Origin of the sequence: Flagellimonas lutaonensis, assembly GCF_000963865.1 — a bacterium.
Taxonomy (GTDB): domain Bacteria; phylum Bacteroidota; class Bacteroidia; order Flavobacteriales; family Flavobacteriaceae; genus Flagellimonas_A; species Flagellimonas_A lutaonensis.
The window spans coordinates 2,327,082-2,352,720 of sequence record NZ_CP011071.1 but is presented as its reverse complement, the minus strand read 5'-3'; the positions used below and the strand labels follow the sequence as shown (position 1 = coordinate 2,352,720).

At 45.2% G+C, this 25,639-nt stretch carries 26 protein-coding genes; 13 read left to right on the top strand and 13 right to left on the bottom strand.

Annotated elements, in window-relative coordinates; genetic code table 11:
- Positions 1-72 precede the first annotated feature (72 nt).
- Both VC82_RS11000 and VC82_RS10995 read right to left on the bottom strand, forming a co-directional pair.
- Entirely contained in the window at positions 73-1,095 is a 1,023-nt protein-coding gene (locus tag VC82_RS11000; RefSeq protein WP_045802422.1) for an RluA family pseudouridine synthase, read from the bottom strand.
- Positions 1,095-1,685 (bottom strand): PASTA domain-containing protein, encoded by a 591-nt coding sequence (locus VC82_RS10995; protein ID WP_045802421.1) that lies wholly within the window; start codon positions 1,683-1,685, stop codon positions 1,095-1,097. The genes VC82_RS11000 and VC82_RS10995 overlap by 1 nt, the downstream gene beginning before the upstream one ends.
- A gap of 77 nt (positions 1,686-1,762) precedes the next feature.
- Between VC82_RS10995 and VC82_RS10990 the strand changes: the two genes are divergently transcribed.
- The 5 genes from VC82_RS10990 (at position 1,763) to VC82_RS10970 (ending at position 7,466) form a co-directional block, all read left to right on the top strand.
- The gene (locus tag VC82_RS10990; RefSeq protein ID WP_045802420.1) at positions 1,763-2,740 is read left to right on the top strand and encodes a D-alanine--D-alanine ligase; all 978 of its coding nucleotides are present in this window, start codon (positions 1,763-1,765) and stop codon (positions 2,738-2,740) included.
- Positions 2,741-2,775: 35 nt separating this feature from the next.
- Positions 2,776-3,231: a pantetheine-phosphate adenylyltransferase gene (gene coaD, locus VC82_RS10985; protein WP_045802419.1), complete on the top strand. Its 456-nt coding sequence runs from the start codon at positions 2,776-2,778 to the stop codon at positions 3,229-3,231.
- A 164-nt stretch (positions 3,232-3,395) separates the two neighbouring features.
- On the top strand, positions 3,396-5,246 hold the full coding sequence (locus VC82_RS15280) for a PAS domain-containing sensor histidine kinase (protein ID WP_052698997.1): 1,851 nt from the start codon (positions 3,396-3,398) through the stop codon (positions 5,244-5,246).
- Positions 5,230-5,643, top strand: a complete 414-nt coding sequence (locus VC82_RS10975; RefSeq protein ID WP_045802418.1) for a response regulator — start codon at positions 5,230-5,232, stop codon at positions 5,641-5,643. Before VC82_RS15280 ends, VC82_RS10975 begins: the two co-directional genes overlap by 17 nt.
- A 44-nt stretch (positions 5,644-5,687) precedes the next feature.
- Complete coding sequence (locus VC82_RS10970; RefSeq protein ID WP_045802417.1) at positions 5,688-7,466, top strand: M14 family metallopeptidase; 1,779 nt, start codon at positions 5,688-5,690, stop codon at positions 7,464-7,466.
- Here the strand turns inward: VC82_RS10970 and VC82_RS10965 are convergent, their stop codons facing one another.
- The gene (locus VC82_RS10965) at positions 7,467-8,057 is read right to left on the bottom strand and encodes an NUDIX hydrolase (RefSeq protein WP_045802416.1); all 591 of its coding nucleotides are present in this window, start codon (positions 8,055-8,057) and stop codon (positions 7,467-7,469) included.
- Positions 8,058-8,064: 7 nt separating this feature from the next.
- Here VC82_RS10965 and pyrE point away from each other — a divergent pair, with 7 nt between their 5' ends.
- Together pyrE and VC82_RS10955 are read left to right on the top strand one after the other, a co-directional pair.
- On the top strand, positions 8,065-8,706 hold the full coding sequence (gene pyrE, locus VC82_RS10960; RefSeq protein WP_045802415.1) for an orotate phosphoribosyltransferase: 642 nt from the start codon (positions 8,065-8,067) through the stop codon (positions 8,704-8,706).
- A 3-nt stretch (positions 8,707-8,709) separates the two neighbouring features.
- Positions 8,710-9,102: an orotate phosphoribosyltransferase gene (locus VC82_RS10955; protein WP_045802414.1), complete on the top strand. Its 393-nt coding sequence runs from the start codon at positions 8,710-8,712 to the stop codon at positions 9,100-9,102.
- Here the strand turns inward: VC82_RS10955 and VC82_RS10950 are convergent.
- Entirely contained in the window at positions 9,099-9,830 is a 732-nt protein-coding gene (locus VC82_RS10950) for a biotin--[acetyl-CoA-carboxylase] ligase (protein WP_045802413.1), read from the bottom strand. The genes VC82_RS10955 and VC82_RS10950 overlap by 4 nt on opposite strands.
- A 95-nt stretch (positions 9,831-9,925) precedes the next feature.
- On the opposite strand from VC82_RS10950, the gene rsfS reads away from it, so the two are divergent.
- Genes rsfS through VC82_RS10920 form a run of 6 tightly spaced genes read left to right on the top strand, consistent with a single transcriptional unit; the run spans position 9,926 to position 14,663 of the window.
- Positions 9,926-10,303 (top strand): ribosome silencing factor, encoded by a 378-nt coding sequence (gene rsfS / locus VC82_RS10945; RefSeq protein WP_045802412.1) that lies wholly within the window; start codon positions 9,926-9,928, stop codon positions 10,301-10,303.
- A 4-nt stretch (positions 10,304-10,307) separates the two neighbouring features.
- A complete protein-coding gene (gene ftsH / locus VC82_RS10940) occupies positions 10,308-12,320 on the top strand; it encodes an ATP-dependent zinc metalloprotease FtsH (protein WP_045802411.1) in 2,013 nt (670 codons plus the stop codon).
- A gap of 12 nt (positions 12,321-12,332) precedes the next feature.
- Positions 12,333-12,941 (top strand): LUD domain-containing protein, encoded by a 609-nt coding sequence (locus tag VC82_RS10935; protein WP_045802410.1) that lies wholly within the window; start codon positions 12,333-12,335, stop codon positions 12,939-12,941.
- A 4-nt stretch (positions 12,942-12,945) separates the two neighbouring features.
- Positions 12,946-13,749: a phosphatidate cytidylyltransferase gene (locus VC82_RS10930; RefSeq protein WP_045802409.1), complete on the top strand. Its 804-nt coding sequence runs from the start codon at positions 12,946-12,948 to the stop codon at positions 13,747-13,749.
- The gene (locus tag VC82_RS10925) at positions 13,739-14,404 is read left to right on the top strand and encodes a phosphatidylserine decarboxylase family protein (protein ID WP_045802408.1); all 666 of its coding nucleotides are present in this window, start codon (positions 13,739-13,741) and stop codon (positions 14,402-14,404) included. Before VC82_RS10930 ends, VC82_RS10925 begins: the two co-directional genes overlap by 11 nt.
- Positions 14,397-14,663, top strand: a complete 267-nt coding sequence (locus VC82_RS10920; RefSeq protein ID WP_045802407.1) for an acyl-CoA-binding protein — start codon at positions 14,397-14,399, stop codon at positions 14,661-14,663. Before VC82_RS10925 ends, VC82_RS10920 begins: the two co-directional genes overlap by 8 nt.
- Here VC82_RS10920 and VC82_RS10915 read toward each other — a convergent pair.
- The 9 genes from VC82_RS10915 to VC82_RS10870 form a co-directional block, all read right to left on the bottom strand.
- On the bottom strand, positions 14,656-15,927 hold the full coding sequence (locus VC82_RS10915) for a sterol desaturase family protein (RefSeq protein WP_045802406.1): 1,272 nt from the start codon (positions 15,925-15,927) through the stop codon (positions 14,656-14,658). The two genes, VC82_RS10920 and VC82_RS10915, sit on opposite strands and share 8 nt — an antisense overlap.
- Before the next feature lie 3 nt (positions 15,928-15,930).
- The gene (locus VC82_RS10910) at positions 15,931-16,764 is read right to left on the bottom strand and encodes a sugar phosphate nucleotidyltransferase (RefSeq protein WP_045802405.1); all 834 of its coding nucleotides are present in this window, start codon (positions 16,762-16,764) and stop codon (positions 15,931-15,933) included.
- Positions 16,761-17,822, bottom strand: coding sequence for a GHMP family kinase ATP-binding protein (locus tag VC82_RS10905; RefSeq protein ID WP_045802404.1), 1,062 nt, complete (start codon positions 17,820-17,822; stop codon positions 16,761-16,763). Before VC82_RS10905 ends, VC82_RS10910 begins: the two co-directional genes overlap by 4 nt.
- A gap of 10 nt (positions 17,823-17,832) precedes the next feature.
- On the bottom strand, positions 17,833-19,230 hold the full coding sequence (locus VC82_RS10900) for a Gfo/Idh/MocA family protein (RefSeq protein WP_045802403.1): 1,398 nt from the start codon (positions 19,228-19,230) through the stop codon (positions 17,833-17,835).
- Entirely contained in the window at positions 19,230-20,114 is an 885-nt protein-coding gene (locus VC82_RS10895; protein ID WP_045802402.1) for a dienelactone hydrolase family protein, read from the bottom strand. The genes VC82_RS10900 and VC82_RS10895 overlap by 1 nt, the downstream gene beginning before the upstream one ends.
- Positions 20,115-20,125: 11 nt before the next feature.
- A complete protein-coding gene (locus tag VC82_RS10890; protein WP_045802401.1) occupies positions 20,126-20,830 on the bottom strand; it encodes a LytR/AlgR family response regulator transcription factor in 705 nt (234 codons plus the stop codon).
- A complete protein-coding gene (locus VC82_RS10885; RefSeq protein WP_045802400.1) occupies positions 20,827-21,837 on the bottom strand; it encodes a sensor histidine kinase in 1,011 nt (336 codons plus the stop codon). Before VC82_RS10885 ends, VC82_RS10890 begins: the two co-directional genes overlap by 4 nt.
- 359 nt (positions 21,838-22,196) lie before the next feature.
- The gene (locus VC82_RS10875) at positions 22,197-22,868 is read right to left on the bottom strand and encodes a hypothetical protein (protein WP_157518062.1); all 672 of its coding nucleotides are present in this window, start codon (positions 22,866-22,868) and stop codon (positions 22,197-22,199) included.
- 83 nt (positions 22,869-22,951) lie between these two features.
- Positions 22,952-25,594 carry a valine--tRNA ligase gene (locus VC82_RS10870; RefSeq protein WP_045803399.1) on the bottom strand — a complete coding sequence of 881 codons (2,643 nt, stop codon included), beginning with the start codon at positions 25,592-25,594 and terminating at the stop codon, positions 22,952-22,954.
- Positions 25,595-25,639: the final 45 nt, after the last annotated feature.

Below are 25,639 nucleotides of genomic sequence, written 5' to 3'. Positions count from 1 at the left end.
AAAAATCTAAATTGTTCTTTGGGCGTTGTAACAGACATGTTTTTCTATGCGTACATCAAGAAAACCAATGGGTCAACCCGTATGCTTGGCATAGTTTCTCCATTTTTCAATACATGCAACCATATCATCGGGCAACTCAGAATCGAAGCGCATGAACTTGCCGCTGACCGGATGTTGAAAACCAAGGGTCTTCGCATGAAGTGCCTGCCGTGGAAGCACTTTAAAGGCATTCTCGACAAATTGCTTGTATTTCGTAAAGGTAGTGCCCTTTAAAATTTTATCCCCACCGTAGCGTTCATCGTTGAAAAGGGTATGGCCAATATGCTTCATGTGTACCCGTATCTGGTGGGTGCGCCCTGTTTCCAACCGGCAAGAGACCAAGGTAACGTAGCCCAAACGCTCCAAGACTTTGTAATGGGTTATGGCCTCTTTTCCCTGCTCGCCTTCGGGAAACACCATCATCTGCAGACGGTTTTTGGGGTTGCGTCCGATAGGGCCCTCTACGGTACCCTCATCGTTCTCTACATTGCCCCAAACCAGGGCCACATATTCACGTTCGCTCGTCTTTTCAAAGAACTGGTTGGCCAAGTGTGCCATGGCGGCCTCGGTCTTGGCGATGACCAACAGCCCCGATGTGTCTTTGTCGATACGATGTACCAGACCTGGCCTCTCACTACTGTTCTTCGGTAAGTTTTCGAAATGGTGGACCAAGGCATTGATCAAAGTGCCCGAATAGTTTCCGTGACCGGGATGCACGACCATTCCTGCAGGTTTGTTGACCACCAGCAGTACATCATCCTCATAAACAATATCAAGCGGAATGTCTTCTGGGGTCAGCAAAAATTCATAGGGTGGATGCTCGAACAACACCTTGACCTCATCACCGGGCTTTACTTTATAATTCTGCTTGACAATATCGCCATTAACCCAAATATGGCCCTGTTTGGCCGCTTGTTGTATTTTGTTGCGGGTGGCATTTTCGATAAAGTTCATCAAAAACTTATCAATGCGTAGGGGTTCTTGACCTTTGGCGGCCACGAACTTATAATGCTCAAAAAGTTCGTCTTGGGCAGTTTCTTCGTTTGGTGAAGCCATCACTCTTGGGATTCGGCTTGAATACGGGCACTTTCGGGTATGTTGCCGTTACCGCAGATCAATTCTATCTTCGAGGTCTTCGGTAGTTTGTCGCCTGGTTTGATATACTTGCCCTTATATTTCATATTGTAGACCATGTCTTTTCCCAATTCGTCAATGTAGGTCACCCGCTGAACATCCAGTCCCACCGCCCGTAGCATTGCGGTCGCATTGCGTTGGGTTACCTGTATCACATTGGGCACCGTCACCTTTTTGTAGCCCGAAGGGTTAACCGTAAAATAAATCTTTCGATTGGCCTTTACCTTACTGCCGGCGGGCGGGTCTTGTTCAAGAATTGAAAAGCGCGGGTAATCAGGATTGTAATTGGTAGAGTCGAGCACCTCGTACCGAAGCCCCACCCCTTCGGCCGTTTTTCGCATTTCCATGACAGACATTTTTGAAAAATCGGGCACTTCAACAAACTCACCATGCCCCGTGGTACTTTTGAGCCAACCCAACACCAAGAAACACAGCGCAACCAATACGACCAGCGCCAAAGCCAACTGGATCAAAAAAACCTTGCTTCGCAAAAACTCAAAAAAATGCCTCATCTGTATTGGGTTGTGCGAACAAATATAGAAAAACAGTGCATTTTTGTTTACTTTGGCTCTGCTATATTAACACCTGCATGAAACAGAACATCGCCATCATCATGGGCGGCTACTCGAGCGAATACAACATTTCCATTAAAAGTGGCAATGTGGTATTCGAGCATCTCGACGATAAAAAATTTAACAAATACCGGGTCATCATTTCTAAGGAAGGATGGGCATACTTAGATGAAAGTGAAGTTAAACACCCGATTGATAAATCGGACTTCTCGATTACCCTTTCCGGCAAAAAAATACGTTTTGACTGTGTATTCAATGCCATTCACGGTACCCCGGGCGAAGACGGTCTCATGCAGGCCTATTTTGAGCTATTGGGCATTCCGCAAACATCATGCGGACATTATCAGGCGGCACTCACTTTCAACAAACGGGATCTATTGAGCACCTTACGGCCGCATGGCATCAAGTGTGCCGAATCATTTCTTCTTGATTTGGGCGACCCCATTGATGAAACCGCGATTGTCGAGAAAGTGGGGCTACCCTGCTTTGTAAAGGCCAATAAAGCTGGAAGCAGCTACGGCGTTACCAAGGTGTACAAGCAAGAGGAGTTGAAAAAAGCCGTAGAAGTGGCCTTTGAAGAAGACGATGAGATCATTATCGAATCTTTCTTGGATGGCACCGAGGTCTCCGTAGGGGTCATAACGTACCAAGGAAAGGTAACCGTGCTGCCGATTACCGAAATTGTGAGCGAAAACGATTTTTTTGATTTTGCCGCCAAGTACCAAGGCCAATCACAAGAGATTACCCCTGCACGAATTTCTAGGGCAAAGGAGCAGAAAGTTTCGGCCATTGCCAAAGAGGTTTACGAAATATTGAAACTGGACGGGTTTTCGCGCAGTGAATACATTTTTGTAGGTGACGAACCTTACTTGCTCGAGGTCAATACCACGCCGGGCCTCACCGAAGAGAGTATCTTGCCCAAACAGGCAAGGGAAGCCGGCATATCGCTCGAAGAGCTCTTCGAGAGCAGCATCTTGGAGGCCCTGAAAAAATGATTTATGAGTATATTTAAGCAAACCAACACCGTATCATGAGAAGGGCCATTTTTCCTGGATCTTTTGACCCAATAACCCTTGGGCATTACGACATCATCAAACGGGGCATTACCCTTTTTGATGAACTCATCATTGCCATTGGCATCAACACGGATAAACAGTATATGTTTTCCCTTGACGAGCGAAAGCGTTTTATCGAAGAGGCCTTTGCAGACGAACCGACTATCAAGGTGCTCACCTATGAGGGACTCACGGTTGATTTCTGCAAAAAAATGGATGCCAATTTTATTCTTAGGGGGCTGCGAAACCCTGCGGATTTCGAATTTGAAAAGGCCATTGCACACACCAATAGAAAACTTTCTGAAATCGAGACAGTATTTTTGTTGACCTCATCGGGCAAATCGTACATTAGCTCATCAATTGTTCGCGATGTTATTCGCAACGGGGGCGACTATACCGGTTTGGTGCCCGATACCGTGGTTGTCAAATAGAGGAAATCAATTCGTAAATATCTTTCTTGGACTGCCCGATAGCGTTAATCAATTTGCCGAAATATCCAAAATTCCCGCTATTACAACAAAATTTTGGGCATTCACAACATTAAATACCTGTTGTAATCCATATAATTATAGTTTAGTAGGAAATTTCCCAGATTTTGAAAGAGACCAAATCTGTTGCCTACAGCTATCTTATCAAACAATTGCCCAGTGCCACGGTTTATCTGAACACGAACTTTGAGGTGGTACACGCTTCGGACAATTGGATCAAGACCTTTGACCTTTGCAAGACAAATGTCTTCGGCAAACGCCTGCATAAATTGGTAAAACATGCGAATAAAAAATGGCTCCAAAGCCTTGACAACTGCCTACTTGGACAACGACAAGAAGGGCTTGCCAGTTTTATTGACAATCAGGGAAATGAAAAATGGCTAGAGTACACCCATTTACCATGGTATGATGAGGGCGAAAACATCGTCGGGGTCATTATGCAAGTCGATGATGTCAGCGAATCATATGGCGACCAAATGGAAATCGAACGATTGCAGACCCTATTGCAATCACAATCAGAAATTGCCAAAGTAGGCTCTTGGGAGTACGACTTGGTCACCGAAAAATTGACATGGTGCCAAATGACCAAAGCTATTCATGAAGTACCCAAAGATTATGACCCCTCGATTGAAGCTGGCATACAATTCTATAAACAGGGCCACAGCCGAAACACCATTGCCATGTTAGTGCACAAAGCTTTGGTCGAAGGCGTTGCCTTCAGAGAAAAACTTCAGATAATTACGGCCGGGGGGAGGGAAAAATGGGTATTGGCAGCTGGCAAACCCTTTTTAAAGAATGGAAAGGTTACCCGTCTTATCGGTACATTTCAAGATATAGATGAACAGGTAAAATCTGAGATTAAAACCAAAGAGAGTGAAAAATTGCTCAATACTCTAGTCGATAATCTGCCCCTCAATGTGTATGTAAAAGACAAGGAATCCCGCAAAATATTGGTGAACAAGGCAGAATGTGACTACCTAGGTGTTCATGACAAAGAAGAACTTATTGGAAAAAGTGATTTTGACCTTTATGACAAGAACATAGCCGAGATTTCAAGAAATGAAGATATTGAGGTCATGAGAACTCTGGTGCCCATTATAGGCAAAGAGACTGTGAGCATCAAAAAAGATGAAACGGCTACTACTTTTTTGACGTCAAAAATTCCGCTGCTAGGCATTAATGGAAATGCGACTGGCATTATTGGCCTTAGTATGGACATAAGCCATCTAAAAGAGAAAGAAAACGAACTCAGAAATCTTATCAATGTTACCGCGGTACAGAACAAAAAACTGATAAATTTTGCGCATATTGTTTCACATAACCTACGGTCGCACACTGCAAACTTTTCGATGCTGCTCAATTTCTTGATACAAGAAAAAGATGAGGCCGAAAAACAGCGTATCGTCGATATGCTTACCAATGCTTCAGACAACCTGATGCAAACCTTGGAAGACCTCAACGAGGTAGTGAGTATCAGCACCAATGTCAATGTTGAACGAAAACGCCTGAACGTGAACCAGCAATTGGCCAAAATTGAGCAGAACCTTTCCGCGCTTCTCAAAGAACACGAGGTTGAGATCGTGAACGAGATACACGATTCAACCGTCATCTGGTCGGTTCCTGCATATTTCGACAGTATTCTGCTGAACCTAATAACCAATGCGGTCAAATATCGCCATCCCAAAAGAAAGCCTGTCATTCGATTCAGTGTATCGAAAAGAAAAGACTATACCATATTCTCGATTGAAGACAATGGTCTGGGCATCGATATGGCCAAAAATGGTGAAAAACTGTTTGGCATGTACAAAACATTCCATGACAATAACGATTCGAGGGGCATAGGCCTATATATTACCAAGAACCAGGTGGAAGCCATGGGCGGCGATATAAGGGCCACGAGTGAGTTGAACAAGGGTACTACCTTTAATGTATTTTTCAAGAATGAAGACAGTAAATAGCATCTATATTGTTGATGATGATCCCATAACCGTTTTTGGTATTTCAAAAATGTTGGGATGTTTGGTCGAGTGCGATGATATTACCTCATTTCAAAACGGGAAGGAGGCCTTGGATGATATCCACAATCGTCTCACTTCCAAAAAAGGGCTTCCCGATGTGATTTTTTTAGACATCAATATGCCCATTTTGGATGGTTGGGGATTTCTTGAGGAATTTTTGAAGTTGGACATCCCCAAAAAAATTCGCATTAATATCGTAACCTCTTCCATCGATCCCGCAGACTACGAGAAATGGCTGCGCTACAAAAAGACCACCCACCATTTTATAGACTATAAGAACAAACCCATATTCAAAATAGAGGCGCAGGATATCGAGCATATCGACTTGGCCTCTTAGCTGTTTTAATTCACTATTTTTGTACCTCATCATCTTAAATTCCGATGAAGTACTTTAGCCTATTGGCACTGATTTTTTTGGCGGTTGTTGCCTGTGAGCAAAAACCAGAGGATATCGTGCACGAGTATACCACCCCTTTCGAAAGCTCAGACAGCACCGAAACGGCCACCTATAATGAAGCCATAGACTTCTATATAAAATTGGCCAAAGACTTTCCTGAGATCAATATTCAGACCATCGGCAAGACCGATAGCGGCCTACCGTTGCATATGGTCACCTATAACAAAGATGGCGACTTCAATTTTCAGCGCTTGGCAAAAGAAAAGGTGTGCCTTTTGATCAACAATGGCATACACCCTGGCGAGAGCGATGGCATAGATGCCACCATGCTTCTTTATAGGGATCTGGCCATTGGCAAGCTAGCTTCCCCTGAGCACGTGGTGGTGGTCACCATCCCCATTTACAATGTGGGCGGGGCCCTAAACCGCAATTCGACCACCAGGGCCAACCAAAATGGTCCGGCCTCCTATGGTTTTCGTGGCAATGCCCGCAACTACGACCTTAACCGTGACTTTATAAAGGCCGACACGAAAAATGCACAGACCTTTTCAGAGATTTTTCACTTGGTAAATCCAGATCTGTTTATTGACACCCATGTCAGCAACGGTGCCGATTACCAATATACCTTGACCCATTTGTTCACCCAACACAACAAATTGGGCGGCAAGTTGGGGGCATACCTGCATCAAGAACTCATGCCAGATCTCGAAGCAGACCTGGCCAACAAAAATTGGGACATTACCCCGTACGTCAATGTTTTCAATCGGGTTCCCGAATCAGGTTTTAGCCAATTTTTCGATTCCCCACGCTATTCAACCGGATACACAACCCTATGGAACACTTTGGGCATGATGGTCGAGACCCATATGCTTAAACCCTATGATAAAAGGGTTTTGGGCACTTACGAACTCTTGGAGAGCATGTTGGGGATAGCGGAAACCGACCATGAAAAAATCAAGGCCATGAGGCTCGAAACCATTGAAACAATGCCCCAAATGGAACAGTACCACCTAAACTGGCAGATTGATACCACTAAGGTCGGCCATCTCGATTTTAAAGGGTATGAAGCAGACACATTGACAAGCGAGGTAACGGGGCTCAATAGGCTCAAATACGACCGAAAAAGGCCTTTTACGAAAAAGGTTGTCTACCAAAATCATTTTGTCCCCGCGGATACCATTGATGTGCCCTTTGCCTACATCATAAAAAAGCCTTGGCGCAGGGTCTTGGAACGGTTGGAGTGGAACCAAATCGATTTTTTCGAATTGGAACAAGACACGGTTCTCGAGGTAGAAACCTATCGAATAAAAGACTATCAGACCCTCGGGTATGCCTACGAGGGGCATTACCTGCATTACAATACCAAGGTTGAGAAAAAGGTGGAAAAGGTGCCGTTCAAAAAAGGCGACATTGTCGTACCAACCCAACAACCAGGGGTACGGTATCTGTTGGAAACCCTTGAACCTGAGGCGCGGGACTCATTCTTCAACTGGAACTTTTTTGATAGCATCTTACAGCAGAAAGAGGGTTTTTCTCCCTACGTATTTGAAGATACGGCCCTAAAATTGCTTCACGAAGATGAACGCTTGCGCAACCTATTTTTACAAAAGAAAGCGACCGACTCAAGTTTTGCACAAAATTGGTACGCCCAACTCGATTGGGTCTATAAACAATCGCCGCATTATGAGAAAGCACATTTACAATATCCCATTTATAGGATATTGAAAAATGGTGGAATACCCGATTTCTTAAAGGCAAATTGATCAAATGCCCAGCTCGAACAGCTCGCGAATGTTCTGATAAGAGTTCTTTAGGGCTTTTTTTATTTTTTTTGGGTCTTTCCATTTTACCTTGGTAATGCCCTCTAATTTTTCAGCCTTGAGCTTTCCATCATATTTGGTATGCATGGCGAACCAATAGGTCTGCTTTAACTGAAAGTTGCCATTTCGCTTAAAAATGTGGTAAGTGGTGTGCAAATATTTGTCAACCACCAGTTTCTTGACCCCAGTTTCTTCCTCTACCTCCCTTACGGCAGCATCTTCCATTGTTTCACCCTTGTCGAGTTTCCCTTTGGGCAGGTCCCACCTATTGTTTCTGTAGATGAAGAGGATCTTGCCCTTTTTGTTGCGCACCACCCCCCCCGCAGCCAGCACCATGGGTATCTTGGCACTAAAGTGTTCTAATATCTTATCGCTGGGGTCGTAGATGTAGGCCTTTTTCAATTTCTTTTTTGACAGCGATTCAATGGCTTTTAGAATCGAATCGGCATCCAATTCAAAAAGGCTTCCGTTGACGTTGGCCGGCTTTTTAGTTGTCAATATCAGTGGGGATTCATTGACAAAAACTTTATACATTTGCGCAATGGTTTTAGACAAGAACAGCGCTCAAAAAACTGCCGAACTCTTACTGCAAATTAATGCAATAAAGTTGAGACCCGAAAATCCGTTTACGTGGGCCTCAGGGTGGAAATCTCCCATCTACTGTGACAACCGGGTCATTTTGTCATTTCCGATGATACGTAATTATGTACGGGATGAAATGGTGCGTCAGGTTGAATCGCTGTACGGAAAACCAGATGTTATTGCTGGGGTGGCCACCGGTGCCATCGGCATAGGTGTTTTGGTTGCAGAAGCCCTGAACCTACCTTTTGTATACGTACGGCCAGAGCCCAAATCACATGGGCGAAAGAATCAAATAGAAGGTCACTTAGAGTCAAATCAAAGGGTGGTGGTCATCGAAGACCTCATCAGCACCGGAAACAGTAGCTTGAACGCTGTAAAGGCGTTGCAAGAGGCTCAGGCCGACATCAAAGGTATGGTGGCCATTTTCACCTATGGCTTTGACCAGGCAATAGAGAATTTCAGGCAGAACGGTATTGAACTTCACACACTTTCTGATTATGAAACGCTGATAGGCATCGCCTCTGAAACCAATTATGTTAAAGAAGAACAATTAAAAACCTTATTGCAGTGGCGAACTGACCCATCGCAATGGAAACCTTGATATATGCACATCGAAGTACCAAAAAAGACAATTGAAAAATCGAACGAGGAAGTTTTTGGATTTTTGACCGATGTCAAGAACTTTGAACAGCTGATGCCCGAAAATATCGATAAGTTCGAAGTCATAGATGATGACACCTTTACGTTTGCCCTAAAAGGGATGCCAGAAATCGTACTTCGTATGAAAGAAAAGCACCCCCATGACAAAGTGGTTCTCGGTGCTGCCAGTAATAAGCTGCCCTTTACCCTGACCGCCGATATTTACCCTATCAACGCAGACAAGAGCGAGGTGATGTTAAGCTTTTCAGGAGAGTTCAATGCCATGATGGCGATGATGATCAAAGGGCCCATCACCAATTTTATGAACACCCTTTCAGACAATCTGCAGAACATTTAGTACAACAGCGATACTTCCTTTAGGTCGAAATACCGTATGGGGTCGGTCTCTGATTCTATGCACAACTTGCCTTCTGAAGAAACGCCCCTGATGATACCAACAAACCGATTGCCCTCTTGATCTTCGAAAGTCGAAGGTTTGTCTTTTCTGAACAGTGCTTCTTCATAGGTGTTGCGTATGGTAAGGGTGTTGTTCCTTTCCATCCAACCGAAGCGCCTCTGAAAAGCTTCGACCAACTCTTGCAATAAAGTATCAAGTTCAAAGTTGCGGCCTGTAATCGTTTTTAGGGAAGACGCCCTAGTCAAATCGCCAAAATCGGTCTGGTTCACATTCAGGCCCACACCGATTATCGAGTATTCTGTCATAGGCCCCTTCAAAATGTTTTCAATCAAAATACCCGCTATTTTTGAAGAACCTGACAGAATGTCGTTCGGCCATTTGATCGCCAAACCTTCAATGGCATGGGTTTTTAAAACATCTATGATTGAAAGTGAAACGACCATGTTGATGGTAAAGTTATCGATGGCAAGTTGGTTATTAAACTTTTTCAATGCACTAAAGGTCAGATTCTTACCGGGCTCAGATTGCCATTTCGATCCCATTTGCCCCCTACCCTGCCGTTGGTCTTTGGTGGTTACGAAAGTGAAATCTGGCAGCTCATTTTCCAAAGCCAGCACCTTTAGGTATCGATTTGTTGAGTCGGTGGCATCAAGTTTGATTATTTGCATGTTGTGCAGTGGTTTGATGGGTAGCGAACGATATGTTAAAACCTAAGACCAAGAAAACAAAAAAAACCTAACTTTGTACAAATTAAAATTATTGAATGCAGAAAAAGAAAGCTAGCGCAGATGAGCTAATTGCCTTAATTTTACATGGGATAGAAGAAGTTAAAGGACTTGATATAAATCTACTCGACCTTAGGGAAATTGAAAACACTGTTTGTGACTACTTCATAATCTGTAACGGAACTTCGAATACCCACGTCAACGCCATTGTTTCGTCAATTCAAAAAACCGTAAGCAAATCATCAAAAGATAAACCGTGGCACATTGAAGGGGCAGATAATGCCGAATGGGTGCTTATGGATTATGTGAACGTAGTGGTCCATATATTCCAAAAACATATCAGAGAGTTCTACGACATTGAAGGTCTGTGGGGCGATGCAAAGATGACCGTGGTCGAAAGCAGTTATAATCAATAACAAGATGTCAAAAGAAAACAATCAAAATACCCCCAAGAAACCAAGATTCAGTTCATGGTGGGTCTATGGTGTGATTATCGCCCTTATTTTGGGCTTCCAATTTTTTAGCGGTAGCACGTTCTCAACCACTAAAAAAACGACCACATCAGAGCTTCAAGAATACCTTAGAAATGGCGATATCGCCAAGATAGTCATTATTAGAAATGCGGGGCAGGCAAAGGTCTTTTTGACCGAGGAAGCACTCCAAAAAGAAGTACATAGAGATGTGGCCGACAAGCCCATGTTGCCGTCTTCTGGGGCGGTGCCGCAATATGTTCTTGATTATGGCGACCTACAGAACTTTGAGAACGATATCAACGAAATCAAAAAAGAGAACAATCTCGACACCATTGTCGATTTTGATACCGAATCGAATATTCTGGGAGATTTGTTGCTCTCACTCTTGCCCTTCGCCCTTATCATCGGTATTTGGATCTACCTGATGCGCAGGATGTCGAGCGGTGCCGGAGGCGGTGCCGGCGGGCAGATTTTCAACATCGGTAAATCAAAGGCCAAGCTTTTTGATGAAAAGACCGATACGCGCACATCGTTCAAAGATGTAGCCGGCCTTGAAGGGGCCAAAGAAGAGGTGCAAGAGATTGTCGAGTTCTTGAAAAATCCGGATAAATACACCTCTTTGGGAGGTAAGATTCCGAAGGGTGCCCTATTGGTAGGCCCCCCAGGAACAGGTAAGACCCTTTTGGCAAAGGCTGTGGCCGGTGAGGCCAAAGTGCCTTTCTTCTCGCTTTCGGGTTCTGATTTTGTAGAGATGTTTGTAGGTGTGGGTGCTTCAAGGGTACGTGACCTTTTCAAGCAGGCCAAAGACAAATCACCCGCTATCATCTTTATCGATGAAATCGATGCCATCGGCCGTGCCAGGGGCAAGAACAACTTCACCGGATCCAATGACGAGCGTGAAAACACCCTAAACCAACTGTTGACCGAAATGGACGGTTTTGGCACCAATACCAACGTAATAGTTCTGGCGGCCACCAACCGTGCCGATGTGTTGGATAAAGCGTTGATGCGTGCCGGTCGTTTCGATCGGCAGATATATGTAGACCTGCCAGACCTGCGCGAACGAAAAGAAATTTTTGAGGTGCATCTTCGACCCATTAAAACCGCAGAGACCCTGGACCTTGACTTTTTGGCCAAGCAGACCCCGGGCTTTTCAGGCGCCGATATTGCCAATGTCTGTAACGAAGCGGCGTTGATAGCAGCCAGAAAAGAGAAAAAAGCCGTAACCAAACAAGACTTTTTAGATGCCGTTGATAGAATTGTGGGTGGTTTGGAGAAAAAGAACAAGATCATCACCCCAGATGAGAAAAAGACCATTGCCTACCACGAAGCGGGCCATGCCACTGTCAGTTGGATGCTCGAACACGCAGCCCCCTTGGTAAAGGTTACCATTGTGCCCCGTGGTCAATCTTTGGGTGCTGCCTGGTACTTGCCCGAAGAGCGACTGATCGTGAGACCTGAGCAGATGCTTGACGAAATGTGTGCCACCATGGGCGGCCGTGCCGCTGAAAAGGTGGTTTTCAACAAAATCTCCACCGGTGCCCTTAGCGACCTTGAAAAGGTGACAAAACAAGCACGTGCCATGGTCACCATCTACGGGTTGAACGAAAAACTGGGCAATATTACCTATTACGATTCATCGGGCCAGAACGAGTACGGCTTCACCAAGCCCTATAGCGAAGAGACAGCCCAGAAAATCGACCAAGAGATTTCAAAGATTATTGAGTCCCAATACCAACGCGCCATTAAACTTTTGGAAGATAACAAGGACAAGTTGACCGAATTGGCCGAACGGCTTTTAGAAAAAGAGGTTATTTTTAAGGACGACCTCGAAAAAATATTCGGTAAGCGGCCCTTTGACAAAGAAGATGACCAAGAACCGGCAACTGTGAACGGACATGAAGCCAAAAAAGAGGAAACAACCGAAAACGAAGAGGACAAGAGCAAGGTAGAAGAATAATAAAACCAGACGATGGGCGTATTTGGAAAATTATTCGGAGGAGGAAAAAAAGTTTCCAAGGAAACGGTGGAAACCAGAGGAGAGCATATGCCCGACCTTAAAATTCCGGTAGATGAAAAATTTACCATCTATTTCAAGAAAAATGGGGGCAAGTTCATCTACTGCGAAGATTTCGATGAAGTCTCGGAGGCGTTGAAGAACATTATTTCTGAAAACAATTGGCAGCACCACCAATTCTATTGTATGGATGCCCGATTGGCACAGCGTTTTTCAACCGAAAATATTTCGTTCACCGAGAAACGAAACGAAAGTGAGATATTCTTTACCACTTGCGAGCACCTTATTGCCCACAACGGTTCTATATTGGTCTGCTCTAACCAGATAAAAGGAAAAAAACTTAGCGAACTTCCATCAAACCTCATAGTGTTCGCCACCACGAGCCAATTGGTAGACTCCATCAGTGAGGCCCTTAAGATCATCAAGGAAAAATACCGGAAAAACATCCCAGACAACATCACCACCTTAAAGCATTTTGAGCCTACCGCCGAGAACAAAAACGACTTTCTTTCCTATGGTAGTGCCTCAAAAAATGTCTACCTTTTGCTGCTAGAAGATTATTGATTCGATGAAAGAAATATTTAGGCGTGCCATTACCGGGGTGCTGTATGTAGTATTGTTGCTTTCTGCTGTTTTCTTGAGTTCAGATGCCTTTGATTTTCTGTTCATGATCTTCGGACTGGCCTGTCTGTATGAGTTCAAGAAACTGGTGCGGATCAGGGGTTATTACATTTTTATCGCCTATTTGGCACTTTGGTGGGCGTTTATCTATTTGGTAAAAGATACCACCGTCATCAACATACTCATGTTCATTACCATTGCGGTTAACCTTGTCCTCTTGCTAAACCTTTTCTCCAAAAAAAAGAAACCATTTTCAGAGGTCCAAAAATTTGTAACGGGGCTTTTTTACATAGGGGGAGGCTGTATTTTTCTCACCATGATTCCCTATAAAAACGATGAATTTGCCAAATATCTCATTATGGGCATCTTTATTCTGATATGGGTCAACGATTCGTTTGCCTATTTGGTCGGCAAGAGCCTGGGGCGCACCAAACTCTTTCCGTCAATTTCTCCGAAGAAAACACTTGAAGGTTACCTAGGAGGTCTTATTTTTGCACTGGTGGCAGCGTACTTTATGGCACGGTACGAGCCTGTGTTGGCCATACACCAATGGTTGGTTTTGGCGGTTATCATAGTCGTTGCCGGAAGTCTGGGCGATTTGCTCGAATCGAAGTTCAAACGAACCGCGGGGGTAAAGGACAGTGGGGCCATTTTACCCGGTCATGGCGGTATGCTAGACCGTCTTGACAGCCTTATTTTTGCTGCCCCCTTTGCCTATTTGGCATTAAATATATTTTCATATGTTTCATAGAGAAGGTCAAAAGATCATTCTGATAACATTCTTTTTGGTAGTTGCCGCCCTTTTGGTAGCCCAGTATTATGTGCCCGCCGATTGGGCAAGATGGTTGGTACAAATTTCGGCACTCGTGGTCTTGGTGCTTATTCTGCAATTTTTCAGAAACCCTAAAAGACCCGTTACCCCAAGTTTTGATGAGGTGCTGGCACCGGTTGATGGTAAGGTGGTCATAATCGACGAGGTGGATGAACCCGAGTATTTCAAAGACAAAAGAAAGCAGGTATCCATATTCATGTCGCCGGTGAACGTACATGTTACGCGCTATCCCGTGAGCGGTACGGTTACCTATTCAAAATACCATCCGGGAAAATACTTGGTGGCTTGGCACCCAAAATCAAGCACAAAAAATGAACGTACCACGGTGGTCATCCACACGCCAAAATTCGGTGAGGTCATGTACCGCCAAATTGCCGGGGCGGTGGCCCGTAGAATTGTCAATTATGCCGAAGAAGGTGAACAGGTAACACAGGGCACCGATGCAGGCTTCATTAAATTTGGATCACGGGTGGACCTTTTCTTGCCGCTCGACTGCAACATACACGTTAGGTTGAACCAAAAAGTCGTAGGGGCCAAGACCTGTATTGCCTCGCTTCCCAAGCAAGATGATTAGTGAAAAACTACAAAAGAAGTTCGAAAAGGCGGTCGACTTTGTCAACAGTTATACAGAGCCGCTGCCGGCAGATATTTTGTTGAAACTATACGCCTATTACAAAATTGCGAACAAGAATTTTGACAACCCGGGCAGTAAAACGCCACTGATCAATGCCTTTAAGGCCAATGCGCTCATACAGGCCAGAAACATTAGCCGGGAGGAGGCCATGAAGCAATACATAAAAATCGTCGATAAAGAAATCAAAAAATCTAAGTAGCAAGGTTGGGTTTTGTTGAACCGCGGTGTTCGAAAAAGGTAAAGTATATTCCCCCGACCATCGTAATCAAAAAGTAGAGAACCACCCAGTAGCTTCCCGTTGCAAGGTACATGTTAATTCCGAACCAATCGCCGGTCATGTATATGAAGGCCAAACCCGCAATGCCGCGCAATAGCTCGATCCACACGGCATAAGGCTTACGGTCCATCAGCGTGGTGTAGCCAAAAATACCAACAAATACAAAACAACCAAAAAGCAACAAACCATCAAATCCAATTTCAGAATAGTTGTAAAACATAAACAACATCAACGCTGTGCTGGCCAGCAACTGAAATATGGAATAAGCCTTTAAAGCATTTGAGGCCGGGGGCGCATATTTTTGGAAACTGTAAACATTCTCAATTTTGTCAATAGGGTATTTCTCTGCCACGTCGGCGGGCCGCCATCCTGTGGGCATAAACCAGATGCGAAGTTTGTCCCACCAACTTTTTGTCCGCCATGCATCTTTTGCCAAACGCCAAACATGTTGAAAATTAATAAGGATAGGGTTCCAAGTGGCCGCCGGTTTCAAGACACCGTATTGTGGTGGCACATTGTCCAATTCTTCTTGAAAGGTACCGAACATCCTATCCCAAATACAAAGTATCTGGCCCAAATTCTTGTCAATGTATTCGGGATTGATGGCATGGTGCACGCGATGTTGTGAGGGTGTGACAATGATATACTCTAACCAACCCATCTTGCCAATATGCTGTGTGTGGTACCAGAACTGGGCAAACAGGTGAATGGGCGCCAATAGGGCAATTACTTGGTTGGGAACCCCCAAAACCGCTGCAGGAACCAGCAACAGCGCAAAATACCCCACCACATTTGAAATCGACTGCCGCAGGGCACACGCCAGATTGAACTCCTCGCTGCTGTGATGAATAACATGTTGGTTCCAGAAAATATTGACATGGTGGCTCAGACGATGGTTCCAATAGCCCGCAAAATCAATGGCAATAAAGGCCACGAGCCATACCGCCCAAGTACTTTTTAACTCGATGAGTGCCAAGTTTTCGACCAAAAAGGGGTAGCTGACCAACACCAGCACCAGGCCCAACGAATCTTTGACCACATTGGTAAGGCCCGAACTGAGGCTGCTGACCGTGTCCATCACATTGTGCTTTTGGTCTTTCACAAAGTGGCCATAGAGCATCTCGATCAATACCAAGACAACAAAAAACGGAATGGCATACAGCAACGCCGTGGCATAGGTTTCCATAGCCTAAAGATAAAAATCTTTGATATCATGTGCATCGGTCAGGTCTGGCAGTCGTTCAGACCTCGGATAGCACAATACCGCCTTCGCGTGCCCTGCCACTGCATTTCGAACCGCTTCAGGCAGTTCTTTCTCGCCCCTTTTGGCATTGATAGGGCAATTTTTTAGATAGGGAAATATTTCAGCGCCCGAAAAACTGAATTCGTTCATGCTGATACGGAGTTCGCCCGAAGCATCACGGTATTGTTCCATTTCATCAAGGCCCGGTTTCTCGATAATATTTCTGAGGTAGCCATCAGAAGAGATATCCATCACGGCAAATTTGGCTAGCCGCTCATCGCTAAATCCTAAACCTGAGCCGCTGTAGGCGATGGTAGCATGGGGCGCATCGCGTTCTTTTCGCAAATCGCGTAGGGCATCCACAGAATATAGGTTATCGCCATTACAGACCGTAAAATAGGTTTCTTGCAGTGTAGGATGCTGCTCTAGGCACTGCAAGATTGCATCGGCAGTACCCAATGGCTTTTCGCGCCCTTCGGGAATGTGCTGTATGGCAAAATGTACGTTTGGCCCAAGGTAATCCTCGCTATCGTTTAAAAAATCCTTGAACCCTTGGTTTTCTTCCGAAGTAATCAAATATATGTTCGAATAACCCGCCCCAGCAGCATTCTTCAACAGGTAGTGCAGTAGTGGTTTTCCGCTGTTACCAAGCGGAATGAGGCTTTTGTGCAGTTTCTGCGCCGCCTTTTTTACCGACTCGTCCAACGCTGCCCTGCCAAGGCTTTTTTTCATGCGGGAAGAAGCCCCACCAGCCATGATGACCAAACTATTGTTTTTCATCCAATTGTCAGTTTTGCTTCATAAGCGGCCACCGCACCGGCCGATATAAACGCGTCTATTACTTTTTGTTTGCCACTTTCACTGGTGATGGCCACCATACAGCCCCCGCCTCCCGATCCAATGATCTTGGTGCCGAAAGCTCCTGCATCCCTGGCCGCTTCCATCATATTGACCATTGCCGGTGGTGTGTTTCTAATTTGGTTTTGTAGGATGTTTTGATGGGCGTCAATCAATTTGCCCAGCATCTTTATATCTGAATCCCGTTTTTCAAGTTCGACTTCCGCCTTCAACGTGATATCGTAGTTATGGATGGCTGCGTACCAATAGGGCCGATAGGCCTCAGGGACCACGTCTTTATACTTTTCATACTCTTCCACAGTGGCTTTTTTTATGTCAAAATCAGGGTATTTCTGTTTAATGGCCTCAATGGTGCGTTGCCCATAGATCCGCCCGTTTTTTAAAACTTCCAATGTTTTTTTTGAAATGCCCGATTCAGCGATGATCAAGTTACCCAAATCACCTTGAAGCTTGGTGGTTCTGCCTGAATTGGTATCGATATATAGCAATCCGCCCTGGGCAATGGTGTATTGGTCCATCAACCCGCCCGGTTGCCCAAAAAACAGCACCTCGGCTTCATAGGCCCAATGCCCAATTTGTTTGTTCTCCGCAGTCTTATTTGAGGTCTGCGCGGCCATTAAAAAGCGTACCCATGCCACTACGAGCGCCGAAGAACTCGACAACCCGGCATTGAGGGGAATATTTCCCTGTATTTCGATATCATATCCTTTTTTGAAATCGAACCCATGGTTGTTTAGGCATGCCATGCCCGAGCGTAAATAGTCATCTTTGTCAATTTCCCCGAAATCCCTATCCAACGCAATGGTCTGGGTTTTGTCAAGGTCACACAGCCGAACCACAAATTCATTCCTGCCATTGGGTTTTGCGACGAGTTGGATGTACCTGTCAATAGTGCCCGCAATCACGGGAAGCCCCAAATAATCTTGGTGGTCTCCAAAAAAACAGATTCTGGCCGGTACTGAGATGCTGATATCAGGCATTGAGCCACGATTAAGAAATGATTCTGAGTGGCTCGGTATTTTTCCATTCCCCCCTGGTGAAATCCGGAAATGGTTGTGGTGCCCCACCACTAGCCACGGAGCGTTCGCTCAAGGGTGCCACGGCACTCCAAAAACAGCCTTCGTACACATTTTGATCCAATGGAAGCCCTTTTTGCAGACATTCCACGATGCGATACACCATAATGCCGTCCATGCCGCCGTGACCACTGTCTTTGGCCGCTTCGTTCAGACGCTTGTACAGGGGGTGGTCGTATTTCTCGTACAGTGCCTGCAACTGTTCGCCCTGCACCCATGAGTGGTGGTCTTCGGTCAACCCTTCGACACCGCCCTCAAGGGCCACTCGGGTCGGAAAACCTGCCAAAGCGCCTTTTGTGCCCTGAATCAGGTTTAATCTGGTATAGGGCCGTGGACTCGTTTCATCCCACTGCACTAGTATTGTTCGGCCCATGTTCGTTTTGATGATGGATGTGTTCAAATCGCCACCGTTGTACTCCAACTGGTTCCATTGATGGTCTGGCGGATAGTTTTTCTCGGCATACGTTTTTCGCCCCAAAGCCGGAGTGGAGAAAGAGACCAAGGTGTTAAAAGTATCCTCACCCCTGCCCAAGTTCATATACTGGGCCACCGGGCCCAGCCCATGGGTCGGGTACAGGTTGCCGTTTCGCTTTGCATAGTGGTAGGTGCGCCACGATCCCGTGCCCCGTTCTACTTCGTTCATCTGCCAGCGCAGTTCGTGTATGTAGGCTGCCTCGCCGTGCAGCAGCTCTCCGATGACACCCTGTCTGCACATATTGAGGAACATCAACTCGTCACGGCCGTAGTTCACGTTCTCCATCATCATGCAGTGCTTCTGGGTGCGTTCGGAAGTATCGACAATATCCCACATTTCTTGGAGGGTCACTGCCATGGGCACTTCTACAAAGGCGTGGGCACCTTGGTTCATCGCCTCAATGGCCATGGGTGCATGGTTGTGCCAATTGGTTGCTATGAAGACCACATCGGGCCTGACCTCATTGAGCATTTGCTTCCACCTGTCTTCATCACCGTGGTACTCAGCGATATTTTTATGGCGATTTTCCCCAGCAACTTCCCGTACCCATTGCACTTTTTGTTTGACCAGATCTTCATAGAGGTCGCTGATGGCCACTACCTCCGTATTTGGCAGGGCCGCAAGAAATTTTAAGTGGGTGCCGCCTCGTGCGCCCACCCCTATAAAGGCCGCCCGGACGGTCTCGAGCTTTGGTGCGGCGAACCCGCCCATGTACTGCGCCATAAAGGGTCGCTCAGACTGCCCTTGCAGGTATTCTGGAAAGAACGACCAAGAGGCCAATGCAGCAGTTGAAAGCGTGGTCTTTTGTAAAAATTTACGCCGGTCGAGCTTTGACATTACTGCAAGTGTTTTTTAAAGAATTCGATTGTTCTTTGCCAAGCCTTCTCGGCCGCCTCTTTGTTATATCGGGGAGTTGATGTATTGTGAAAGCCATGGTTCACATCAGGATAGAAATATGCCTCATATTTCTTTCCGTACTTTTTCAAGGCCTCTTCGTAGGCCGGCCAACCGGCATTTACCCGTTCATCCAATCCGGCAAAGTGAAGCATCAATGGGGCATTGATCTTATCGATGTCCTCTTTGGGCTGGCCTCCATAAAAGGGTACTGCAGCGACCAAATCGGGCACCTTCACGGCCATCATGTTCGATATCCATCCTCCAAAGCAGAAACCGACCACCCCAATTTTTCCATTGCAATTCTTATGGTTTTTCAGATAATCAAAAGCTGCGATGAAGTCTTCCAACATTTCATTGCGGTCGCGCTTTCGCTGCATGGCCCTGCCCTCATCGTCATTGCCCGGATAGCCCCCCAAGGGGCTCAATGCATCCGGCGCCAGGGTGATAAAGCCTTCCAAGGCCGCCCTGCGTGCGGTGTCTTCAATGTAGGGGTTCAATCCACGGTTCTCGTGCACCACCACAATACCGCCCAATTTTTTATCGGATTTTTTGGGTTTTGAGAGCAAACCCTTGATTTTGCCCCCTCCATTTGGTGAATTATACGTGATATAACCGGAATCTAACCCGGGATCGTTGGGATCTACCAAGAGCGTATCTGCATAATTTGGCATCATAAAACCCATCAGCGAGGCCACCGTTATGCCACCAATGGCATAGGTCGATAGTTTCTCGATAAACTCACGCCGTTCCAATTTGTTGTGGGCATAGTCATCATAGAGATCGAACACCTCTTGTTTAATGTCTTCCTTTTTTAATTTTTTCATAACGGTACGCTTTATTTCAATACGTTTTTCATAAAGTTTTCTTTATAGGCCCTGCCGATGGGAACCTTCGCCCCGTCGACAAGGTGAACTTGGTTGCCAACGATTTTCTCAATCTTTTTGGAATTGATGATGTGGGATTTGTGGATTCTATAAAAGAGATTGTTGGGCAGTCTTTCAAGCCAAAAGAGAAGCGACTCATTTGATAGGTACTTCTTGTTTTGGGTAATGACCTCGGTGTAATCGGTGGCTGAGGCAATGTGATGAATGTCTCCAATCTCGATTTTGATATGCTCGTAACCAGATTTGATATAAATCTCATTTCTGGCTTGCAGTCCGTTATCAACTTCATTTTCGCCAGACTGGTCTCCCTTTTTTAACGGAACCTTGGAAACCGCTTTCACGAACCGCTGAAACGAGAAGGGTTTGAGCAAATAATCGACCACGTTCAATTCATATCCCTCAAGCGCATAGTCGGCAAACGCCGTGGTCAAGATTACGTGGGGCGGATTTTGCATAGACTTTAGAAATTCGATCCCTGAAAGTTTGGGCAGGTGGATGTCCAAGAACAACAGTTGAATCGGTTCAGATTTCATGAGCTCCATTGCCTGCACTGCATCAGAAAAAACGCCCTTTAGCTTCAACGTGCCGATATCCTCAATATATTTCTTAAGAATGCGCTGCGCCGGTGGCTGGTCTTCAATGATGATACAGTTCATGCCGTCCTTAATTTTTCAAGCTCGATAGCAAGTTCGACCGTAAACCGGTTTTTGTCTTCTGTGATGTTCAATTCGTGCTTGGCCGGGTAGAGCAGTTTCAGCCGTTTTTGAACATTTGCCAACCCTATGCCCTCTTCGGGGGTATCCAAAACCTCGGCGGCCTCGTAATTGTTGCTGCACTTAAAATGCAGCGTGTTGCCCTTCATACCCACCTCAATATCAATTTCAATGTTTTCTGACTGCCCCTTCTGGCTATGTTTAAAGGCATTCTCAATAAACACGATCAAGATCAGGGGGGCAATTTTATACCCTTGGGGCAAATCATGGGTCGTAAAACGAACTTGGCCCCGGTTCTCTATCTGCAGCTTGCTCAACTTTATAAAGTTATGCAATTGCTCGATCTCTTTGGATAGGGGAACAAATTTTTCTTTGCATTCATAGAGCATGTACCGTAGTAGTCCACTTAATTCCAAAATAATCTCAGGAGTTTTAGTAGAGCCTTCCAAAGCGTACGAATACAGATTGTTCAGGTTGTTGAAAAGAAAGTGCGGATTTATCTGTGACCTTAGAAACTGTAGCTCGCTTTCCTGTACCGTACTCTTCAGCTCTTCTATCTGTTCTTGCTTTTGAATGGCATCCCACCCGAATTTGAAGCCCGATAAGATGGCAATGACCGGAAGCACCCCAAAGAGCGTAAAAAACACCCCGGGGAAGACCCTGGCCCGTCTGGTACCCGCAAAGAAAATCTTTTCGAGCACCAACTCTTCCAACAAGATAACCCCTATGAGTACCAATAAGACATAGGCGAAAAACCGACAGTGTTTTTTGCGGTATAGGTAACGGGGCATCAAATGATAGCCGATGATGGCAGCGGCAAGGGCATAACTCGAAAAGAACACTACCTGGTACCATTGAAATCCCGGGTTGTTCCTGTCGTAAGAATAGAACAGAAACACCAGCACAAGCAATATTATTTGAAATACCAGCTCTTTTTTTGAAATGGACATATTGAAAATACCCTTTTCACAAAATTATCTTTCTCAAGGTACCAAAAGAAAAGTTATACTTTGAACGACCGTTTTTGTTCCCTGAACACCACAATTGCGCAATGGTATTCGGTCATTGACCGGCAATCTGGTATTGAAAATAGGGAAAGGAAAAAGATAGCTTTGTCATCTATAGAAAAATTGCCCGTCAAGAAAACCAATTTAGAGGTAAGTGGCCATGTTTTTGGTCATAATTTTTAAGGGCATTGAAAATTGTTCTATTTACAGCGGTTGGTGGTTTAAGACAAAAACAACATAATCGCTATCTTTGGGAGACTCCCTTAGTGCTTTTCATAGGATACCGTGTTGCCTGTAGTTTTTTACAGTTCCAGTAATCTTTTTTTCAGTTTTTCAAAAACTTCGGGTTCAAAACTCGGTCTTTCATTTTCGATTTCCATTAGCATTTCCATTCCTTTCGTTCGGTCGCCTTTTTTGGCAAAAAGAAACGAAGCCACATATTTTGGATTCGGCCAATGGGTATTATACACTTTGTCGTCGAATTGACTTTTCGCAATTTCAATAGAACCGTCTATTGTTTTTCCTTTTTCCAGCCATTCGAAAATTTCGACCTTTCTTTTATCAAATAATTTTGAAATAGATTTTCGACACTCCTTTTCTCCCCAGGTCGATGTTACTCCATTTTCCAAGTTTGATTTTTTGTTTAGAAAACTGTCGGTTGTAGCAGAAGATTGAAATAATTGAGGTCGTGCTGATTTGAAAGTCCTTTGCAGAACAATTCTTTTTCCGCTTACCATTGGAAGAAAATCATAGCACATTCCCCAGATAAAAGTCCCCATCAGTCCTTTTCCGACTTGATGCTTTAGCACTTTCCTTATTCCATCTTCAGCGGGACCAATCCATTGATTTTTCCCATTCCATTCAAGTCCAATTTTGGAAACTTCGGGCGAAATGTATTCCATAAGAACTCTGCGAAGAGTTTCCGCACTTACTGGCTCTGGATGCTTTTTAAAAAGTGAACTAATGAATTTCAAAATTACAGGCAACTTGTTTATATAGATATAAAATACATCTATATACCCCCAAAATAGAAATAAAATCGATGTTCTGGTATGGTTTATTCAAGCGACGCCAAACTCTTTTCCAAGGTCTCTATCTTGGCCTCGGCATCCGCTGCTTTTTTGCGCTCGAGCTCGACTACCTGAGGTGGTGCGTTGTTTACAAAGCGTTCGTTCGATAGCTTTTTCTGCACCGATTGCAAAAAGCCGCGTATGTAGTCAAGTTCTTCGGTCAATTTCTTGATTTCTGCCTCCACATCGATGGCCACGCCAAGTGGTACAAAATACTCGTTGCTCTTTATGCGAAAGCTCAGGGCACCGTCAACCGGTTCGGTCACCGTGGCTATCTCTGAGATATTGCCCAGTTTTTTGATGATGGCATCCATTTTTGAGCTTACCCCCTCCACATTCAATTCCATCAACTCCAATACTTCTTTCTGGGGTATGTTTTTCTCTTTTCGAATGGTTCGCACACCTGCAATGACCTCAGCGGCAAAATCAAATGCCTTGATAATGTTCTTGTCCGCTTCGGCAACCTTTGGCCAATCAGCGATGCACAATGCATTTTCAGGTGTTCTCTCAGAGATGTGCTGCCATACCTCTTCCGTTAGAAAGGGCATAAAGGGATGTAGCAGTTTTAAGTTCTTTTCAAACAATTGGATCACTGCTTCATAGGTCTTCTTATCAATGGGCTGTTGGTAAGCCGGCTTTACAATCTCTAGCAGCCAAGAACAGAAATCATCCCAGACCAACTTGTATATCGCCATAAGGGCATCAGAGATACGATATTTGCCAAAATGGTCTTCTATTTCTGCCAAAACCTGGTTGAACCTTGCCGTGTACCAGTCAATTCCGATCTTGGCGGCTTCTGGCTGGTCAATGGCGGCCACTTCCCAACCTTTTACCAAACGAAAGGCATTCCAGATTTTATTGGCAAAGTTTTTGCCCTGTTGGCACAGTGCCTCATCGAACAATAGATCGTTGCCCGCCGCCGAGCTCAACAGCAGCCCCACACGAACCCCATCGGCACCGTAATCCTCAATCAATTTCAGTGCATCGGGCGAATTGCCCAATGATTTCGACATTTTTCGACGTTGCTTGTCGCGCACCAAACCGGTGAGGTATACATTGTCGAACGGCCGCTCATCTCTAAATTCATAACCGGCCATGATCATTCGGGCCACCCAGAAAAACAGAATATCGGGCCCCGTGACCAGGTCGTTGGTGGGATAATAGTAATTGACCTCTTCATTTTCAGGGTCCAAAATGCCCCCAAAAACACTTATGGGCCATAGCCAAGAGGAAAACCAGGTGTCGAGCACATCAGGGTCTTGGCGAAAATCGTCCAGTGTCAAAGATCTCTCTGTTCCTCTCGAATTCAAGGCTTCCTGTGCCTTATCCAATGCTTCTTGCTTGGTTTCGGCAACCACAAAATCATCTTTTCCATCACCATAATAATACGCAGGTATCTGCTGACCCCACCACAATTGGCGTGAAATGTTCCAGTCGCGAATGTTCTCCATCCAATGGCGGTAGATATTCTCGAATTTTTTTGGATAAAACTTGACCTCGCCCGTTTTTAAAACAGCATCTATGGCCGGTTTGGCCAAATCTTCCATTTTCAAAAACCACTGTTCTGAAAGGCGTGGCTCAATAACCGCCTTTGTACGCTCAGAAAGGCCCACTTTATTGGTATATTGCTCGGTCTTGACCAAATGCCCCTTTTCTTCGAGTTCTTTGGCGATTTCCTTTCTTACAACAAACCTGTCCTTTCCCTCGTAATGGAGGCCAAATGCATTTAAACTGGCATCTTCGTTGAAGATGTCGATAATCTCCAGACCGTGTTTGTCTCCAAGGTTCTTATCATTTTCGTCGTGCGCAGGGGTCACTTTTAGACATCCCGTGCCGAATTCAACATCGACGTATTCGTCTTCAATAATGGGGATGACCCTATTGCAAATTGGTACAATGGCCCTTTTTCCCTTTAGGTGATGATACCGTTCATCGTTGGGGTTGATACAAATAGCGGTATCGCCCAAAATGGTCTCGGGCCTTGTTGTGGCAATGATCACTTTCTCGTCAGAGCCCTCGATTTTATATGCGACATAGTATAAAAGTCCCTCTCTTTCTTCATAAATGACCTCTTCGTCTGAAAGGGTTGTCTTCGCCTCGGGATCCCAGTTGACCATTCGATGGCCGCGATAGATCAGGCCTTTTTCGTACAAATCGACAAAAACCTTGATGACAGAGGCCGACATATCGTCATCCATGGTGAATTTGGTGCGTTTCCAGTCACATGAACAGCCCAGTTTCTTTAACTGTTCTAAAATGACACCGCCATACTTGTCTGTCCATTCCCAGGCATGTTTAAGGAATTCATCCCTAGAGATATCGGCCTTGGAAATGCCCTCTTCTTTCAATTTTGCCACCACCTTGGCCTCAGTGGCGATCGAAGCGTGGTCCATGCCAGGCACCCAGCAGGCATTCTTACCCTGTAACCTGGCCCTGCGTATCAATACATCTTGCAGCGTGTTGTTCAGCATATGGCCCATATGCAGTACACCGGTGACATTTGGTGGCGGTATTACAATGGTGTAGGGCTCTCTGTCGTCTGGTTTGGAGCTGAAAAAATCATGCTCCATCCAATATTCATACCATTTGTCCTCAACCCTACTGGGCTCATATTTTGGTGCTATCTGCATAATTTCGGTACGGTTTTTGTCTAATAGGAAATCGGACTGGTCGTT